This is a genomic window from Mycolicibacterium aichiense (assembly GCF_010726245.1).
In the GTDB taxonomy this organism is placed as follows: domain Bacteria; phylum Actinomycetota; class Actinomycetes; order Mycobacteriales; family Mycobacteriaceae; genus Mycobacterium; species Mycobacterium aichiense.
Genome location: NZ_AP022561.1, coordinates 4742533 through 4759378 on the forward strand (window position 1 = coordinate 4742533; position 16846 = coordinate 4759378).

Here is a 16846-nt window from a genome sequence, read left to right on the forward strand (position 1 = left end):
ACCCATGCACACATGCTGGTGAACAGACTGACCCGTTTGCGCCTTTCCGTCAAGGGATAACGCGGCGTTTGGTGTGGAAAATTGCCGGTTGGACCACCTAGACGCTCACGGTCGTCGGGTACTGCCGCGTCCGGGTGATCGGCCCCCACACCCCGAGTTGGCGAGCCCGGGTCACCAGCGCGCTGTACTCGTCGCTCGGGACCGACTGTTCCCGGGTGAGGATGTAGCCGGAGAATCCGGTCGGATCGCTGACGATCACCCATTGGTAGGCGGGGTCGTAGTCGAGGATCCAGTAATTCCCGGGTTCGGCGGTGTTCGGCGTCTGGTTGAAGAAGGCGACGTCCAGGCGGGTGTTGACGCCGGCGTTGACCGACACCGCGGTCCCGGTGATCTGACTCGCCGGACCGTTGGGCCCGATGTAGTTGCCGGAGTTCTGCACCCGGACCGAGCCGTCGGTGTTCAGGGTGTACACCGCTGTGGTGTTGACCAGCCCCCACGCGAACGGCAGCTTCACACTGCCCTGCTCGTACCAGGGCTGGCCGTCGGCGTACCGGGCGACGTCGACCGGCGGCGGCGCAGGCAGCGTGGCCGCCCCGGCCTGACCCATCACGATCGGCTGGTTGGGGACGTAGGTGCCGTCGTTGGGGCTGCCGTAGATGCCATAGAGCGGATCGGTGGGCCCCTTGCCTGCGTAGATGTCGTTGATCCAGCCTGAGGCGAAGGTGCGCACCGCCGTCTTGCCTCCGGGCGGGGACGGCTTGACGATGATCGTGCTGAGCAGCTCGCCGAGCAGCCCGAAGGGGTTGTTGCCGGCGATGACGTCGGTGTGTGAACCGTTGTCGATCTGGACGCCGTAGAACTGATTGCCGTAGAAGGCCTGCATCAGTTCGGTGGCCACCCCGTAGGCGTTCCAGCGTTGCGGCGGGGCAGCGATCTGGTAGTCCGGGATACCGGCGCCGGCCAGTGCGGTCAGCGAGTCGGTGAACAGCGGGTCGCGGGAGACTCCGTCGAACATCACCACGCCGAGCAGGTTGTCGACCTGGTCGGTCTGGGTGATCAGCGCGCCGACCGCGGTGGCGAAGTTCCCGCCGGCCGAATGCCCGGTGAGCAGGAACTTCTCCGGCAGCGTGCCGCTGAGACCGGCCGCGTTGGCGCTGATGTTCAGTGCCGACCGGCTGCCCTGGAACATGCCGGCGACCGCCTCGCGCATCTGCTCGCCGCCCAGATAGCAGCCCGGGCACAGCGGGGTGTTGAACCAGAAGATGTCTGGCACCACCACGATGCTGTTGGTCTCCTGGGCCAGCTGCTGAGCCGCGGTGCCGTACCAGTCGTTGAAGCCGAGGAACCCGTGCTGCAGCCAGATCACTCCGTTGGCCGCGACGGTCCCGTCGGCCTGGGTCGGGAAGTACCAGTTGGCCGGCGCGGCGTAGCCGTTCGGGCCGCACGGGATGTTCAGCACCGACGACCCGAACCGGACGCCGGTGACCCCGTTGCCGACCGAGACGACGGGATTATTCGGGTTCAGCCCGTTGTCACCGCTGTTGACCGGCGCAGGCAGCTGGGCGCCGAAGAGCTTGGCGACCGTGTCGACCAAGCCCTTGACGAGCTTGTCGACCGGCCCCAGTTGGTTGGCTTCCGCGGCGGGCAGCCCGACCGCGGCCGTCGGTCCCATGATCACCTGCTGGTTGGCGGCCGGATAGAAGCCGTACTGCGGAGCCTCGGGGGTGGCGCCGGCGTACATGTCGTTGATCCAGCCGTTGCTCAGCGTGTAGACGGCCGCGGTGTTTCCGGCGGGCACCCGCTTGGTCACCAACTGCAGAACCACGTTGAACAGCGGGTTGACCCCCAGCATGGAGTCGACGTGCGAGCCGTTCTGCAGGACGACGCCGATGAACGTGCCGGGAAGCGTCTCCGCCAGCACGTTGGTGGTCGCGCCGAACAGGTTCCAGCTCTGCGCCGGAGCGGCGATCTGGTAGATCGGCTTGTCCGCGGCGGCCAGATCGGCGACCTGGCTGGCGAAGGATCCCGTCAATGCGCCGTTGGACACTCCGTCGAACATCAGCACGCCCACCAGATCGGACGGGTCGTACTGGGCGTCGGCGCCGCCGAGGTAGTCGTCGGCGACGGCAGTGGCGAAGCCACCACCTGCGGAGTGGCCGGCCAGCACGAAGCGCTCCGGGAGTGCCACTCCGGTGAAGCCGGCTGCGGTGGCACTGCTCAGCAGCGTGGCGCGGTCCGGGCCGAGCAGGGCTGCCGCGTCCTGCTGGGTCACCTCGCAGGTGAGGCAGCCGCCGGAGAACGTCATCGGAATAGAGGACAGGGTGGGCGCCACCACGATGCTGTTGGTCTGCTGCGCCAGGTCCTTGGCCAGCGCCGAGTAGAAGGTGTTGGTGGCCCCGAAGCCGTGCTGCAGCCAGATGACGCCTTGGGCGTCGACGCTGCCGTCGACCTGAGTCGGGAAGTACCAGTCGGCGGCGACGGTCTTACCGATGAACGCGCCGGGCAGGTCGAGCCGGGAATGACCGACAAGCACACCCGTCACGCCGTTCGTCGGTGCGACCGGCAGCGTGGTCGATGTGGCCACCGGAGCGCTCGGTGTGGTGGTGGCGGCGGGGATGGTGGTGCGCGGCACCGCTCCGAGATTGGCGAGAACGCTGAGTGCCGCGCTGGCCAGAAGATCGGACGCCGGCGCCGAGGGTGCCGTGGCCAGCGATCGCATCCCGGCGCGACGTGAGGTGGCGACGCCGGCGGTGACGGTCGTCGGCGCCGGCGTCGCAGCGGCCGTGGTGCCGGCTTTCTGCGCGGTGAGCGACGAGCGCGCCGACCGTGTGGCGGACGACGGCGTGGCCGTCCGCTTGCTGGCGCCGGTGGACTTGCCAGCCGAGGACGACGCGTTCGACGAGGCCTTCGAACCGCCGCCGTCGTCGCTGTCGGCGTGGGCCACTGCGGATCCGGACAGCAAGGCCGCACCCAACCCCACCACCATCGCGCCGGTGCCCAACAAGACCTGACGTTGCGTCATCGCTTACCTGCTTCCCCGATATTGACGATCCGGCAAAAGTTACTCAGTGCCAGCCTGTTTCGGGATCGGAATCCCATCCGCGGGCCGGGATGTCATCGATTCGTCAGGCGGTGATCGGTCGGGCCGCCGCAGCGGGGCCGGCTGGGTCGGCAAGACGATTGCGGCGGTGGGCCCCACCAGACCCGCCGGTCGCGTAGCACCTCGTTGCCTCCTCCTGCGCGAACGGGGCAAACGCTAACCCAGCAAATCAAGGCAACGAGGCGAATTGGCTAAAGCGTCATTTCCTGCAGACGCCGCAGCCGTCCGCGCCGACAGAGAGGATCGCTCGAAAAGCGAAAAGCCCCAACCGTTTCCGGTTGGGGCTTTCACTTTTTAGTTAGCTTGGGTCAGTTGCCGTCTTCGCCTGCGAAGGTGTGCGACCGCAGCTTGTGGGTGCCTTCGAGGTCGTCGCGGATGGCTTCTTGGGCGGCCGGGGGCAGGGTGTGCAGGATCTGACGCACCCGATCCTGGCGGCGCTTGACCGCGGTGCGCTCCGGGATACCCGGGGTGACCGTCAGCTGCGGGGGAACGCCCTCGATCTCCTCGACACCACCGTCGTGGTGACCGGCATCAACCATGGCCTGCTCTTCGGCCATGGTGGCTTCGTCCTTTTCCTCCGACATACCGATCGGGCCGATCCGGCGACCATTGAGGAACTGGCGCACCACCGGCTCCTCGGAGGTCAACAGGACCTCACGCGGACCGAACATCACCAAGTGCTTACGGAACAGCATGCCGATGTTGTCGGGCACCGTACGGGCGATGTTGATGTTGTGCGTCACGATCAGGATCGTGGCATCGATCTGGGCGTTGATGTCGATCAGCAACTGGGACAGGTACGCGGTGCGGACCGGGTCCAGACCGGAGTCGGGCTCATCGCAGAGGATGATCTGCGGATCCAGCACCAGCGAGCGGGCCAGGCCGGCACGCTTGCGCATACCGCCGGAGATCTCACCGGGGAACTTGTTCTCATCGCCGCCCAAGCCGACCATGTCCAGCTTTTCCATCACGATCTGACGGATCTCGGATTCCTTCTTCTTCGTGTGCTCACGAAGCGGGAAGGCGGTGTTGTCGAACAGGTTCATCGAGCCGAACAGCGCACCGTCCTGGAACATCACGCCGAACAGCGTGCGGATCTCGTAGAGCTCCCTGGCCGAGCACTCGATGATGTTGGTGCCATCGACAATGATCTTGCCGCGCTCGGGACGCAGCAGACCGATCAACGACTTCAAGAACACTGATTTACCGGTACCCGACGGACCCAGCAGCACGCTGACCTCACCGGCGGGGATATCGAGGGTCACGTCTTCCCAAATTCGCTGGGAACCAAATGACTTAGTCAACCCCTCGACCTGAATAGCAATACCCACGCCAGATCCTTCCGCCCACACCGGTCAGCCACCGCCGCGGTGGCCTGTGGTTTGAGTCACTGTAGCGCACGGCCTCTCCTGTCACTCGGGTTGTGTCACTACGGTTATTGACGCTCGTAAAACTGTGATGGTCCCGTTCGAGCCGCCGGCGAACCGTTGCGGTGACTGCACGGAGGCGTCCGATAACGAGAAGGCCCCCGGACGAATCCGGGGGCCTCCTTGCGTGATACCGAAACTACTTGACGGTGACCGTCGCGCCGGCGGCCTCGAGCTTGGCCTTGGCGTCGTCGGCGGCCTCCTTGTTGACCTTCTCGAGCAGCGGCTTGGGGGCGCTGTCGACGAGGTCCTTGGCTTCCTTGAGGCCCAGGCCGGAGACGATCTCGCGGACGACCTTGATGACGCCGATCTTCTTGTCGCCGGCACCCTCGAGGATGACGTCGAACTCGGACTGCTCCTCGGCGGCCTCGGCCGGGGCACCACCGGCGGGGCCGGCGGCCGCGACGGCGACCGGAGCGGCGGCGGTGACGTCGAAGGTCTCCTCGAACTGCTTCACGAACTCAGAGAGCTCGAGCAGGGTCATTTCCTTGAACGCGTCGAGCAGTTCGTCGGTGGACAGCTTTGCCATGGTGATTCCTATCTATCTGTGGGGTGGGGTTTGAGTTGTGCGGAGGGTTATGCGGAACCCTCTGCGGCCTTCTTGTCTTGCAGAGCTGCGGCCAGGCGCGCGATCTGGGACGCGGGCGCGACGAACAGCGCCGCGGCCTGGGACTGCTTCGCCTTCATTGCGCCGGCCAGCTTGGACAGCAGCACCTCGCGCGACTCGAGATCGGCGATGCGCTCGACCTCGGAGACGGTCAGCGCGCGACCGTCCATGTAGCCGCCCTTGATGACCAGTGCCTTGTTCTCCTTGGCGAACTTCTTGATCGCCTTGGCGGCGTCAACGGGCTCGCCCTGGATGAACGCGATGGCGGTCGGACCGGCGAAGAGATCGTCGAGACCCTCGACACCCGCCTCGGACGCCGCACGCTTCACCAAGGTGTTCTTGGCGACCGTGTAGCTGGCCCCGGCACCCAGTGACCTACGCAGCTCGGCAAGGTTGGACACCGTCAGGCCGCGGTACTCGGTGACGACGGTGGCCGTCGCCTCCTTGAACTTCTCGGCGATGTCGGCGACCGCGGTGGCCTTTTCAGGCTTAGCCATGCTTGCCTCCTCGTGATGGTTGGGACGTCCACCAACCGACGAGCGAGAAGAGCCAGAAATCACAAACGCCCCGACACAGGACTGGTCGGGGCGCACAGAAAAATACTGTTACCTCGTCCTCCTGCGTGGGCCGCCCGGGAATCCGGGACCTTCAACCGATTGCTCGGTGACCGACGGTCTTCGGTGGAACTGAGCAAGGATAGCGTGCGCTGCCCGGATCAGCCAAAACGCCCGCGAGCGCCTGGTCAGCCGCGCAGCAGGGCGGCCGCCCCGACCAGGCCCGCCTCCCCGCCCAGCGCGGCGGGGACCACGCGCAGCCCAGAGAGGAACCCCAGCCCGGCGAACGTACGCAACTCTTCGTGCAGCGGATCGAACAACACCGGCCCGGCTTTGGCCACTCCACCGCCGAGAACGACGAGATCGAGGTCGCAGACGGCTCCCACCGAGGCGATCATCGCGGCGACGGCCCGGGCACCCCGTCGGAACGCCGCCAGCGCCACCTCGTTTCCGGACGCCGCGGCGTCGGCCAGTTCCTTGGCGTCGGCACCGTCCCAGCCCTGCGACCTGGCCCACTGGGCAAGGTGCGGTCCGCTGGCGATCGCCTCGACGCAACCGCGGCCGCCGCAGGTGCACGGTGGCCCGTCGATGTCGACGACGACGTGGCCGACGTGACCGGCGTTGCCGGTGCGCCCGTGGTACGGCGCACCGTCGAGGATCAGCCCGCCGCCGATTCCGGTGGACACCACCATGCCGAGCAGGAACGCCGCACCTTGGCCGGCCCCGCGCCAGTGCTCGCCCAGCGCCATGCACAGCCCGTCGCCGGCCATCCGAACGGGTACATCGGGGACCGCGCTCATCACTCGGTCGCGGATCGGGAAGCCGCGCCACGCAGGCATATTGATCGGGCTCATTGATTGGGTGGGCAGATCGATGGGACCCGGCGCAGCGATCCCGACGCCGTCGACTGCACCGCCGGCCGCGGCGAGTGCGTCGTCGATGGTGCGGAGGGTGACCGCCCACACCTGATCGGGGTCGTGGGTGCGTGGGGTCGGCTGACGGGTTTGAAACAGCAAACGACCGTCGGGGTCGACGAGGCCGGCGGCGATCTTCGTGCCGCCGATGTCGACTGCGAGCGTGGTGGCCATCAGTGTTTGTGGGTGTTGTCGGGCTGACGCGGGTCGCCGGGGTGCTCGTAGCCGGGGGCCAGCCACACCAGCTCGGCGTGCCGCTGGCCGAGCCACATCCGGAAATGACGCCGCCGGGCCGCACCGAGCAGCAGCGCCGCGATCAGCGGTCGCACGTCGGCCGGCTCGGGCTCACTGGCCACCCGCCAGCCACCGGTGCCGGCGAAGCGCAGGAACCGCCGCGGATTTCTGGCGTGGAAGTCCGTCACGGCGTCGTCGTCGACCTCGACGCCGTCGGTGATGTGCGCGAAAACCGCCCGGGCGATCGGGGTCGCCAGGACCGCGGCGGCAATGCTGCCGATCTCGAGCCGCGCGGTGGGGTCGGGAAGCAGGTCGTCCTCGGCGGGCGTCGTCTCGGTCACTCTCACCCCGAGCGCTTCGGCTTCGCGGGCCACCAACTTCTCGGCGACCAGCAGTTGGGTGAGCCAGCGCCGCAGTTGGCGCCCTTCACTCGTGTGGGGTCGGGGCAGCGGGGGCAGCGCCGCGACTTGGGGTGCGGCGCGCAGTGCCGCCTCGCGGTCGTCGACCTCGCCGACCTCGACATCCACCCCGGCAACGGTGGCGGCCAGGCTCATCGGACCGTCACCGCCACCGTGGGTGTGTAAAGCAACCGGCCCGCGCACCCGATGCGGACCACCGCCCACCACTGCCCTGGAGTCGTCCACGGCGGCGGCGCGATGTCGAAGGCGACCTCGACCTGCGACTTCGCGGCGACGACGGCGCCGCACGAAGCGGGGCCGATCCACTCCCAGGTCCCCCACGGACTGATCAGGTGGGCTTCCAGCGACAAGTCGGTGTGCGCGGCGCTGCCGACCGTGACGGCCAGACGGGCCCGCTCCCCGGCGGCGACGACGATGTCGGACGGCTCGCCGACCAGCTGCACCAGCGTGCCGGCGGGACCGACCGAGACCACGCAGACGTCTTCGACGGGTTGTTGCCATGCCACGGGCACGTCCCCGGACAAGGTGAGCTGTGCGCGGATGGGGTAGTCACCAGCCTCCGCATCCGGCGGTGCGGTTACGACGATCTCGGCTTCCCGGTGATGGCCGGTCGTCAGTTCGAAGGGCAGCACCTCCGGTTCGACGGTCCAGCCGCGCGGCCCGCGCAGTCGCACCTGTCCGGCCAGGGTCGCGTCGCTGCAGTCGCTGGCGGCGGTCAGGCGCAGCCGTACGGTGTGACCGGGATCGACGGTGACGGCTTCGGGGTGCAGATGCGCGACGGCAGGCAGGCCGCCCAGTGGCGCCGGGCCGCGGTTGTGTAACCAGTAGCGGGCGTACAACGGCTGCGCGTTCTCGGTGTCCGGGGCAAGTGCGGCACCGTCGGCGTCCAGCACGGCGTGAACGTTCAGGCGGGCCAGCAGGGTCGCGATCTGGTAGCCGTGCAGCCGCAGCGGCTGCGCGGTGGAGCCACGGGCGGCTTCCAGCAGGTCAGCCGACACCACCGCCGACACGGCGCCCACCCCCGACGACAACGCGACTTCGGTTGTCGCACCTCTGGTTTCGACGAGCCGGATGGTGACGTCCTCGGGGTCGACGGGGGCGGAACTCCCCGCGGCGGTCGGGTTGCCGCCGATCTTGAGGGCGGCAAGATGGAGGGCGCCGGCCGGTTCGACGCGCAGCAGCGAGCCCTCGGGGGCCAGGGTCTCCACCCCATCATCCGCCACCACGCACACCATAGGATGGGCGAACTCGGCACTGCGGGAAGGCATCTCGACGCAACGCCAGTCACCGCGGCCGGACACCAGAGCGAAGTCGAAGGTGTGCGTCCAATGCTGCAGCTGGAAGTTGGAACCGTCAGGGGCGGTGCGCCGCGGCGGGTCGATCCACACCCCGGAGGGCCAGCCGGTGCACGACCGCATCAGCGAGCTGTGCAGCGTCTGGTCGGGTTCGACGGCGAAGCCCGGTACGCCGCGGTTGAGCAGGGCGACGGTGCGCGACTCGAACTCGCCGAGGCCGGAGGGCACCTCCTGGCTGACATCGATCTGGGCGTCACCCAGATCCTCGACCACGGCGGCGACGGCCCCTTCTCCGGCGACGACGAGCACCGGTAACGCGAGCACGCCGCGCAAGTCGGCGTCGGGCTGCCATACCGCCGTCAGCGGCTTACCCGCCGGGACCCAGACCCGCGCCCGCCCGGACTGCGAAAGCTGTTGGCGTAGCTCAGCGGTGTAGACCGGATCCGCCGCGGCGAGCACGGCGGCAGTGAACGCATTGCTCTCCGGGCCGCCCAATGCGATCCGGGCGTCCGGCAGGTTGGAATCGACGTCGAGGTGCCCGTAGCGCGGGTGTCCGGCGGCGCTGCAGGTGGCCGTCACCCCGGCGCGCACCAGGGCGACCATCAGCTCGCGGGCCTCGGAGGTGTCCTCGGTGGGGACGACGACTTCGGCCACCGACACGGCCCGCATGTCGGAGCCGACTTGAATCCGGAGCGCCGACGACAAGCCGAACCATCCTTGCGCCGGATTATCCAGTGTCCATGGGTGTTTGGCGGAGTCGACAGCGCGATCCTCCCCCGTCCCGTGGTCGTGCAGCAGCCCGAAACCGCGTCCGATCACGGCGCCACCGACCTCGCTGACCGGCAGCGCACCGGGTACCGGACAGGGCCAGCGCAGCCGTACCAGCCGGTCGGCTCCGGTGAACTCGTCGATGGTGGTACTGGTGTCCACCCGGTCCATGCCGTGCCACAGCGTCAGCACCTGGGTGTAGCGCAGCAGCTCGCCGATCCGGCCGGTCACGACAAGCCGCTGGCCGAGCGGGCTGTGATAGGCCTGAACCGAATCCGCAACGGCTGCAGACGAACACGTGACGGGGCCGGTCGGCAACAGATGCCACGGCCCCTCCCCCGCCTGCGGGTGTGCGGGATACTCGTCGTAGACGGCCAGTTCGTTGCCGACGCGACCCTGCGCGATCAGTTCCCGCTCGGTCGCCACCTCCACCAGCGACACCACGGCACCCCCGCGAGCCGGGTCGACCCGCAACCGGTGGTGGGAGTTGGCGATCTCGAAACCGTCGACAGCGCGCCAGCCGGTCGGCTCCTGCGCGGCCACCAGCTGGTAGCTGCGCCAGCCGAGGGAATCGACGTCGTCGGCCCGAAAGCTCACCAGGTGGCCGTCGTCGGAGACCACGGCGGGATGCGACACCCCCGCGGGGTCCACCACCGCAACTCCGGGACCCACCGGCGTCGTCAGATGGGCCGTCACGATATCGGTTCGCTTGTGCGCCAACGGATTCCACACGACTACTGAGCCAGACTCGGGTGCGACGGCCCGCGACAGCAGCTCCAGCGCCCCCGATCGGGCGGCCGAACCGAGCTCCCACGCGTCGCGCCAGCTGGTCAGCAGGTCGAGGTACACCTGATCGGATTCCGAGCCGGTGATGCCGTCATGGTGGGCGCCGTAGGCCAGCTGCACCCAGGCCTTGGCCAGGGCGGCCTCCGGATAGCGGGCACCGGAGAGCAGCGCCGCGAACACGGCGAACCGCTCGGCACCCAGCACCACATCCTCGGCGGCCCGGTTGGCCTGCTTGGTGTCGATGTACGACACGTCCTTGCCCGTATAGATCGGGTTCATGTCCCGGGTCTGCGGTGACGGCGCCACCCCGCGCTGCGCGGTCTCCGCACGTACGGCGGCGAAGAACTCCGACGGCAGAGCGCAGACGAACCGCGGCCAGGTGTAGCGGGCGTTCCAGTCGCGGTGGATCTCGGTGACCCACGCGTTGGGCGGGGTGTAGTCGGTACCGACCGGCAGCAGCACATTGCGGGTCAGTGCCACCGATTTCAGTTCGGCGAACAGGTGATAGGTGGCCTGCTCGGCGTCAGCAAGCGTCGCCGCGGAGTCCATCCACCAGCCGGCCGAGTAGTGCGCAGGCATGTAGTGCGTCAGCAGCCCGAGTCCCGACGGCGCGATCCACTCGAACTCGCTCGGGAACTGCATGCGCCTGGGGTCGCCGTCGGCTGCCATCGGTCCCCACTGGTGGTGCGGTCCGCGGGCCCACGAACTCGACGTCAGTCCGGCGTCGGCGGCCATGCCCGGGAATTGCGGATCGTGCCCGAACACGTCGAGCTGCCAGGCGGTCGCCGGGTCGGCACCCAGCACGTCGCGCTGATACCCGACGCCGTGCACGAAGTTGCGGATCGCGGTCTCGGCGCCGACCAGGTTGGTGTTCGGCTCGTTGTAGGTCCCGCCCATCACCTCCACCCGGGCGTCGGCGATGAACCGGCGCAGATCGGCACGGTCTTCCGGATGGGTGTCGAAATAGGGCTTGAGATAGTCGACTTCGGCGAGCACGAACTTGTAATGCGGGTCGCGGCGGGCCATTTCGAGGTGGGCGGCCACCAAGGCGAACCCGTTGTCCTGCCGGGCCCGTCCGGGCGGATCCTCGGTCCACACGCTGGTGTAGGCGGCCTGGGTGTTCCACCACACCGGGTCGTAGTGGAAGTGGCTGACCATGTACATGGTCCAGCCCGGTTCGGCGACGGTGAGCTGGAAGGGGAATTCGACGTCATCGCCGACCGCGCGGGCCGCCCGAAGATCGCCGGGCTCCGGCCGCTCGATCCGGACCGGCACCTCCGCCACCCCGTCGCCGCGCGGCACCGCCACCCTGTCGGACTGCACGCCGTCGCCGAGTATCCGCAGAGTGCCGGCGTCGGCCGCGCTGTAACCGACGCGGACCACCTGAAGCGGCGCATCGGGCGGTCCGACGAAGAGCTCCGTCGACTCCGCGGAGGTTATCCGCACGTCAGCAATGTACGGCCCCGTCACCGGTCAGCGGAGCGACACGTCGATCACGAGCGGGCGATGGTCGGAGACGGGCAGCACAGGTGTGCCGGCCTCGGTGGCGACCAGACCGTCATGGTCGGTGAGGATGTGGTCGAGCTGACGGTCTGGGCAGTGCCGCGGAAATGTCGGCGCGCTGGCCAGCGAACGCAGACCGGTCTGCCGGCTCGGTGACACCCCCGACATGTTGAGGTCACCCATCAGCACCCGCGGACCGGGCAGCCCGTTCAGATCGCGAATGAGCCGACGCAGCTGGACGCGGTTCCACCCGGGCACGAACGACAGGTGCGTGTTGGCGACGGTCATCACGCCGAGCGGGGTGTCCAGCTGTGCGAGCATCGCCGCCCGCGGCTCCTCGTGAACGATCTGCACCCGGTTGGGGCCGGGCAGATACATCGGGAAGCGGGCCGGAATCCGCGGCAGCCGCAGTACCTGCCAGGAGATCGCCGGATAACGCGACAGCAGCGCGATGCCGTAGCCGGCCGTCCCTGGTTGCTCGCTACCGGTGGCGGCCATCCAGGTCGCCCCCGGGGTGCCGGAGATCGCGGCTACGAACCGGTGTGCGACGGCGCCCATCGCCGCGGCCGCGATCGCCGTGAGGTCGGCGAGCGACGAGCGCGGTTGATCGCAGTCGACTTCTTGCAGGGCCAGCACGTCGGGGTTCAGCCGGTGGATGCACTCGGACAGCCGCTCCAGATTGACCTGCCCGTCATCCAAGCTGCGACCGTGCAAGATGTTGAAGGTGGCCATCCGCATGGAAAGCAGGTACCCATGTCTGATCGGTCTTACCGCCTGACGGCACCGGCCAGCAGCGCTGACATCGCCTGCGCCCCCTCGGCGACCTCATCGGATTCGAGGATCTCGAAGGCGACACCCGGCATCGCCAGATGCAGCACCAGAGCCTTGGGGTCGTCGGCGCCGGTGACGACAACGCAGGTGGTGGGGCCGTCGTCCTCGATGGTTACTGTCGTCGGCGAGAAGTGCTGTTCCATAACGCTTTTCGCGGCCTGATAGCGAACCCTGGTGACATAGCGGTAGGGCGAGGTGGTGATGGCGCGACGGACGTAGGCGGCGGCATCGGGGGCTTCCCGCGCGGTGAAGGTGCTCCCTTTCGCGTGAACCTGAGCCATCCGGTCCAGCCGCAGGCTGCGCCAGTCGGCACGGTCGCGGTCGTAGGCCAGCAGGTACCACCGCCGTCCGGTGGTCACCAGCTGGTAGGGCTCCAGGCGCCGACTGGTCGGGGCACCGGCCCGGTCCACGTAGTCGACGCCGACGTGTTCGGAGTCCCGACAGGCACGCGCCAGCGTCATCAGCACCTCGGGATCCACCGGCGACTCGGCTTCACGGGTCAACGTGACGGTGGCGTCGTGCACGGCGGCGACCTGGGAACGTAGCCGGGCCGGCATCACCTGGTCCAGCTTGGTCAGTGCCCGCAGCGCCGCCTCCCCTACGCCGGCCACGCTGCCACCCGCCGCCAGCCGCAGACAGACGGCCATCGCTACGGCCTCATCGGAGTCCAACAGCAGCGGAGGCAACGCGGCCCCCGCGCCGAGCTGGTAGCCGCCGCCGTGCCCGGTGCTGGCGTGGACGGGATACCCGAGGTCACGCAGGCGCTCGACGTCTCGCCGCACGCTGCGGGTGGTGACCCCGAGTCGCTGCGCCAGCTCCTCGCCCGACCACACCCGCCTCGATTGCAGTAGGCCGAGCAGCTGCAGCACCCGGCTCGTCGTCTGGGACATGGCAACAGCCTGCCAAAGTCTTAGGACAGATTCGGGCCGTTAACCGGTGACAAGAAGGACGCCGGTCAGATCCCGTTTCGCACGCCGCGGAGTTCGCCGACGCAACCTTCCCCGGAAACGGGTTCGATCAGCGAGCAAATCGAATTTTGATGGGCTAAGTTGGGCCCTCAACGAGGTTTGGTCCGCTGGTTACGGCGACGACGAGCTATTAGACGACGAGCTATTAGGAGAACAGCCCGCGTGAGCAGAACTGTGCGTCAAGTGACGCATGACTTGATGCGCAATCTTGGCCTGACCACCGTGTTCGGGAATCCGGGGTCCACCGAGGAGACGTTCCTCCAGGATTTCCCCGACGACTTTCGCTTCGTGCTCGGCCTCCACGAAGCCAGCGTGGTCGCCATTGCCGACGGGTACGCACAGGCAACGCGATCCGTGGCGATCGTCAACGTGCATACCGGCGCGGGCATCAGCAACGCCATGGGGACCATCCTCACCGCTGCTCAAAACCACACCCCCCTGATCGTTACCGCCGGTCAGCAGACGCGCGAAATGCTGCTCATGGAGCCATGGCTGACCAACCCCGAGCCCGAGGTGCTCGCGCGGCCGTGGGTCAAGTGGGCCTATCAGCCGGTGCGCCCGGACGATGTCCCGGGCGCTTTCATGCGCGCGTACGCGGTGGCGCTCCAACCACCGGCCGGCCCGGTGTTCCTGTCGTTGCCGCTCGATGACTGGGATGCGCCGTGTTCGGCTACCGCTGTCGTGCGCAGTGTGACCAGCAGAGTCGCCCCCGACCCTGCTCGCCTGGCGCAGTTTGCTCAGCGGCTCACCGAGGCCAGCTCGCCGGTGCTCGTCCTCGGCGCGGACGTGGCGCGCGCAGGCGGCTGGGATGCGGCGGTGACGCTCGCGGAGCGGGCCGGCACACCGGTGTGGGCCGCGCCCGCCTGCGAGCGACCGCCCTTTCCCGAAGACCATCCGCTGTACGCCGGTGGCCTCCCGTTCGCGCAGGGGCTGCTGTCTCAACAGCTCGCTGGACACGATCTGATCGTTGTCATCGGAGCCCCGGTTTTCCGCTATTACCCCTGGGTGCCAGGCCCTTACCTGCCCAGCGGCGCTGAGCTGCTGCACGTCACCGCCGACCCGGACGAGTCCGCCCGCGCACCGGTCGGTGACAGCGTGATCGCTGATCCGGTGCTGGCCATCGAGGCGCTCTGCGAGCTCGTCCCGCAGCGGGCGGCTGCGCCCGCAGTGCAGACCGTTGAGCACCGGATGGCCCCCCATCCGCCCGCGGAACCCTCCGTCGCTGCGGACGACGCCGGGCCCCTCACGCCGCGTGCGCTATTCCGGTTGCTTCGGCAGTCGTTCCCGCCGGAGACCGTGTTGGTCGAGGAGTCCCCCTCGAATCTGGCCGATCTGCACGCTGAATGGCCGGTCACCGAACCCGACTCGTTCTACACCTTCGCCAGCGGGGCATTGGGGTGGGATCTTCCCGCCGCGGTCGGACTGACGTTGGCCGAGCGGGATTCGCAGCGCAATCGACCGGTGCTGGCGGTGATCGGCGACGGCTCATTGCAGTACTCGATCCAGGCCCTGTATACGGCGGCGCTGCTCGAGCTGCCGCTGATCGTCGTGGTGTTGAGCAACAACGAATACGCGATCCTCAAGGCGTTCTCGAAGTTGGAACAGAGTCCCGGTGTCCCAGGATTGGACATTCCCGGGTTGCGTTCGGATCTTCTGGCCCAGGGATACGGCGCCACTGGCGTGCGCGCCGGCACTGCTGACGAGGTGCGCGCCGCGGTCGCCGAAGCCCTCAAGCGCAGCGGACCCACGGTCATCGAGGTTCCGGTGGACCCCACGGTCCCCAGCCTCACCTAGCGGACCGCCACTCTGCGACCAGGCGCTCCAACGCGGGTTCAAGGACAGAATCTGTCCGCTAGTGCTGGAAGTCTGTAGGACGTGACGTGGACGACCCAACTTGCCGACCAGCTGGACTGGCATTGGCACAACGCCTTGCGGCCCCGCTTGGACGGGCTGACCGACAGCGAGTACTTCTGGGAGCCGGTCGCTGATTGCTGGACGGTGCACGGGGAGGGGCGCCCCGGCGGGCTGGAGCGATGCGACCCGGGGCCAATTCGGATCGACTTCGCCTACCCACCTCCACAGCCGGAGCCGGTCACCACGATCGCCTGGCGGCTGGCCCACGTCATCGTCGGCGTGCTGGCGATGCGCAACCATTCGCACTTCGGCGGCCCACCCGCCGACTACCAGAGCTGGCCTTACGCCACCGATGCCGACACCGCACTGGCCCAACTCGACGATGCCTACTCGCGGTGGATCACCGGCGTGCGGGGGTTGTCCGATGACGATCTCGCCCGATCGTGCGGACCGGCCGAAGGCCCCTACGCCGAATACGCCCTATCCGAACTGATCTTGCACATCAATCGTGAGGTCATTCATCACGGCGCTGAAATAGCTTGTCTCCGAGATCTTTACGCCCATCAGTAGTCGAAAGGACCACCATGCCCACTCTCGCCCCACCCGTCCACGACGAGCGCCACGCGCTGCGCGAGTTCCTCGCCTACCACCAGAGCGCGTTCGTCGCGGTCGCGTACGGCCTCACCGACGAGCAGGCCCGATCGACACCCACTGTCAGCTCGCTGTCGATCGGCGGGCTGATCAAACACGTGACCGGCGTGCAGCAGTCCTGGATGCAGCGAGTCGCTGCGGCCCCGAACGAACCGCAGGCCGACGACCGCCCGTTCGAGGAACGCGCGCAGGAGTACCAGGATCAATACCTGATGCGCTCTGACGAGACCCTGGCCCAGCTCATGGAGAATCTGCTCGCCCAGAACGCCGAGTCGCTTCGGCTGGTCGAGATCGCCGACCTTGACGCCGCGGTGCCGGTGCCGCGCGACGCACCGTGGTTTCCGAATGACGTCGACGCCTGGTCAGCGCGGTGGGTCCTCGAGCACCTCATCAGCGAGTTGGCCCGGCACGCCGGCCATGCCGACATCATCCGTGAATCCATCGACGGCGCAACGATGTACGAGCTCGTCGCGGCGGCAGAAGGCATGACACCCCAGCCGTGGTTGACCCCGTGGCGCCCCAAGGCGTGACGGGTCACTCCTTGTAATCGAAATCGACGTTGGCCAGCAGCCAGAATTCGGCGATCTTGCCGTCCCGCAGATGGTTGAAGTACGCGGCCTCTGATCGATATCGATCGCCGGTGCTGATCAACGTCGCGGCGTAGTGGAACCGAATTGCGAAGCGGTCTTCACCGGCAATGAGGTCGGCAATCTCATAAACCGGGTCGGCAAACGTTTGCCGGTCGAAATCGAGCCGATGAACCACGTCGTCGTAGCCCAATCGATCGGATCCGCGCGGGCTGTCGTGGTGTCCCACCACGTCGCGGTGATAGAAGGTGGCGAGATCGGTCGAGTCCAGTCGGCGCCAGATTTCGTCCATGAGACGACATGCGAATTCATGGGTTTGCGCACTATCCACCACCCCAATGTGCCAGC

14 protein-coding genes are annotated in these 16846 nt (G+C 67.9%); 4 read left to right on the forward strand and 10 right to left on the reverse strand.

Annotated elements, in window-relative coordinates; translation table 11 throughout:
* Positions 1-97: 97 nt before the first annotated feature.
* Complete coding sequence (locus G6N32_RS22925; RefSeq protein WP_163789395.1) at positions 98-2584, reverse strand: lipocalin family protein; 2487 nt, start codon at positions 2582-2584, stop codon at positions 98-100.
* On the opposite strand from G6N32_RS22925, the gene G6N32_RS22930 reads away from it, so the two are divergent.
* On the forward strand, positions 2577-3011 hold the full coding sequence (locus G6N32_RS22930; protein ID WP_163789397.1) for a hypothetical protein: 435 nt from the start codon (positions 2577-2579) through the stop codon (positions 3009-3011). The genes G6N32_RS22925 and G6N32_RS22930 overlap by 8 nt on opposite strands.
* Positions 3012-3408: 397 nt before the next feature.
* Here G6N32_RS22930 and G6N32_RS22935 read toward each other — a convergent pair whose 3' ends face one another.
* From G6N32_RS22935 to G6N32_RS22970, 8 genes are all read right to left on the reverse strand, one after another.
* Positions 3409-4431 (reverse strand): ABC transporter ATP-binding protein, encoded by a 1023-nt coding sequence (locus G6N32_RS22935; protein ID WP_115322000.1) that lies wholly within the window; start codon positions 4429-4431, stop codon positions 3409-3411.
* Between the two features lie 235 nt (positions 4432-4666).
* Positions 4667-5056: a 50S ribosomal protein L7/L12 gene (rplL, locus tag G6N32_RS22940; protein WP_115322001.1), complete on the reverse strand. Its 390-nt coding sequence runs from the start codon at positions 5054-5056 to the stop codon at positions 4667-4669.
* Positions 5057-5103: 47 nt separating this feature from the next.
* Positions 5104-5631: a 50S ribosomal protein L10 gene (gene rplJ / locus G6N32_RS22945; RefSeq protein ID WP_115322002.1), complete on the reverse strand. Its 528-nt coding sequence runs from the start codon at positions 5629-5631 to the stop codon at positions 5104-5106.
* A gap of 245 nt (positions 5632-5876) precedes the next feature.
* A complete protein-coding gene (locus G6N32_RS22950) occupies positions 5877-6776 on the reverse strand; it encodes an ROK family protein (protein WP_115322003.1) in 900 nt (299 codons plus the stop codon).
* Positions 6776-7390, reverse strand: a complete 615-nt coding sequence (locus G6N32_RS22955; RefSeq protein ID WP_163789400.1) for a DUF7158 domain-containing protein — start codon at positions 7388-7390, stop codon at positions 6776-6778. The genes G6N32_RS22950 and G6N32_RS22955 overlap by 1 nt, the downstream gene beginning before the upstream one ends.
* Positions 7387-11550 carry a glycoside hydrolase family 38 N-terminal domain-containing protein gene (locus G6N32_RS22960; protein WP_115322099.1) on the reverse strand — a complete coding sequence of 1388 codons (4164 nt, stop codon included), beginning with the start codon at positions 11548-11550 and terminating at the stop codon, positions 7387-7389. Before G6N32_RS22960 ends, G6N32_RS22955 begins: the two co-directional genes overlap by 4 nt.
* Before the next feature lie 27 nt (positions 11551-11577).
* Positions 11578-12345, reverse strand: coding sequence for an endonuclease/exonuclease/phosphatase family protein (locus G6N32_RS22965; protein ID WP_115322004.1), 768 nt, complete (start codon positions 12343-12345; stop codon positions 11578-11580).
* A gap of 29 nt (positions 12346-12374) precedes the next feature.
* Positions 12375-13328: a helix-turn-helix transcriptional regulator gene (locus G6N32_RS22970; protein ID WP_115322005.1), complete on the reverse strand. Its 954-nt coding sequence runs from the start codon at positions 13326-13328 to the stop codon at positions 12375-12377.
* Positions 13329-13589: 261 nt separating this feature from the next.
* Here G6N32_RS22970 and mdlC point away from each other — a divergent pair, with 261 nt between their 5' ends.
* The 3 genes from mdlC (at position 13590) to G6N32_RS22985 (ending at position 16441) form a co-directional block, all read left to right on the forward strand.
* Complete coding sequence (gene mdlC, locus G6N32_RS22975; protein ID WP_264028577.1) at positions 13590-15200, forward strand: benzoylformate decarboxylase; 1611 nt, start codon at positions 13590-13592, stop codon at positions 15198-15200.
* Between the two features lie 81 nt (positions 15201-15281).
* Positions 15282-15830, forward strand: coding sequence for a DinB family protein (locus G6N32_RS22980; protein WP_115322007.1), 549 nt, complete (start codon positions 15282-15284; stop codon positions 15828-15830).
* Positions 15831-15844: 14 nt separating this feature from the next.
* The gene (locus G6N32_RS22985) at positions 15845-16441 is read left to right on the forward strand and encodes a DinB family protein (protein ID WP_115322008.1); all 597 of its coding nucleotides are present in this window, start codon (positions 15845-15847) and stop codon (positions 16439-16441) included.
* 4 nt (positions 16442-16445) lie between these two features.
* Here G6N32_RS22985 and G6N32_RS22990 read toward each other — a convergent pair whose 3' ends face one another.
* On the reverse strand, positions 16446-16790 hold the full coding sequence (locus G6N32_RS22990; protein ID WP_115322009.1) for a nuclear transport factor 2 family protein: 345 nt from the start codon (positions 16788-16790) through the stop codon (positions 16446-16448).
* Positions 16791-16846 lie beyond the last annotated feature (56 nt).

Bases quoted from the DNA above. Each gene is read 5' to 3' on its own strand.
- rplL (WP_115322001.1), bottom strand. From the start codon at position 5,056: ATGGCAAAGCTGTCCACCGACGAACTGCTCGACGCGTTCAAGGAAATG.
- rplJ (WP_115322002.1), bottom strand. From the start codon at position 5,631: ATGGCTAAGCCTGAAAAGGCCACCGCGGTCGCCGACATCGCCGAGAAG.
- G6N32_RS22950 (WP_115322003.1), bottom strand. From the start codon at position 6,776: ATGGCCACCACGCTCGCAGTCGACATCGGCGGCACGAAGATCGCCGCC.
- G6N32_RS22955 (WP_163789400.1), bottom strand. From the start codon at position 7,390: ATGAGCCTGGCCGCCACCGTTGCCGGGGTGGATGTCGAGGTCGGCGAG.
- G6N32_RS22965 (WP_115322004.1), bottom strand. From the start codon at position 12,345: ATGCGGATGGCCACCTTCAACATCTTGCACGGTCGCAGCTTGGATGAC.
- G6N32_RS22970 (WP_115322005.1), bottom strand. From the start codon at position 13,328: ATGTCCCAGACGACGAGCCGGGTGCTGCAGCTGCTCGGCCTACTGCAA.
- G6N32_RS22985 (WP_115322008.1), top strand. From the start codon at position 15,845: ATGCCCACTCTCGCCCCACCCGTCCACGACGAGCGCCACGCGCTGCGC.
- G6N32_RS22990 (WP_115322009.1), bottom strand. From the start codon at position 16,790: ATGGACGAAATCTGGCGCCGACTGGACTCGACCGATCTCGCCACCTTC.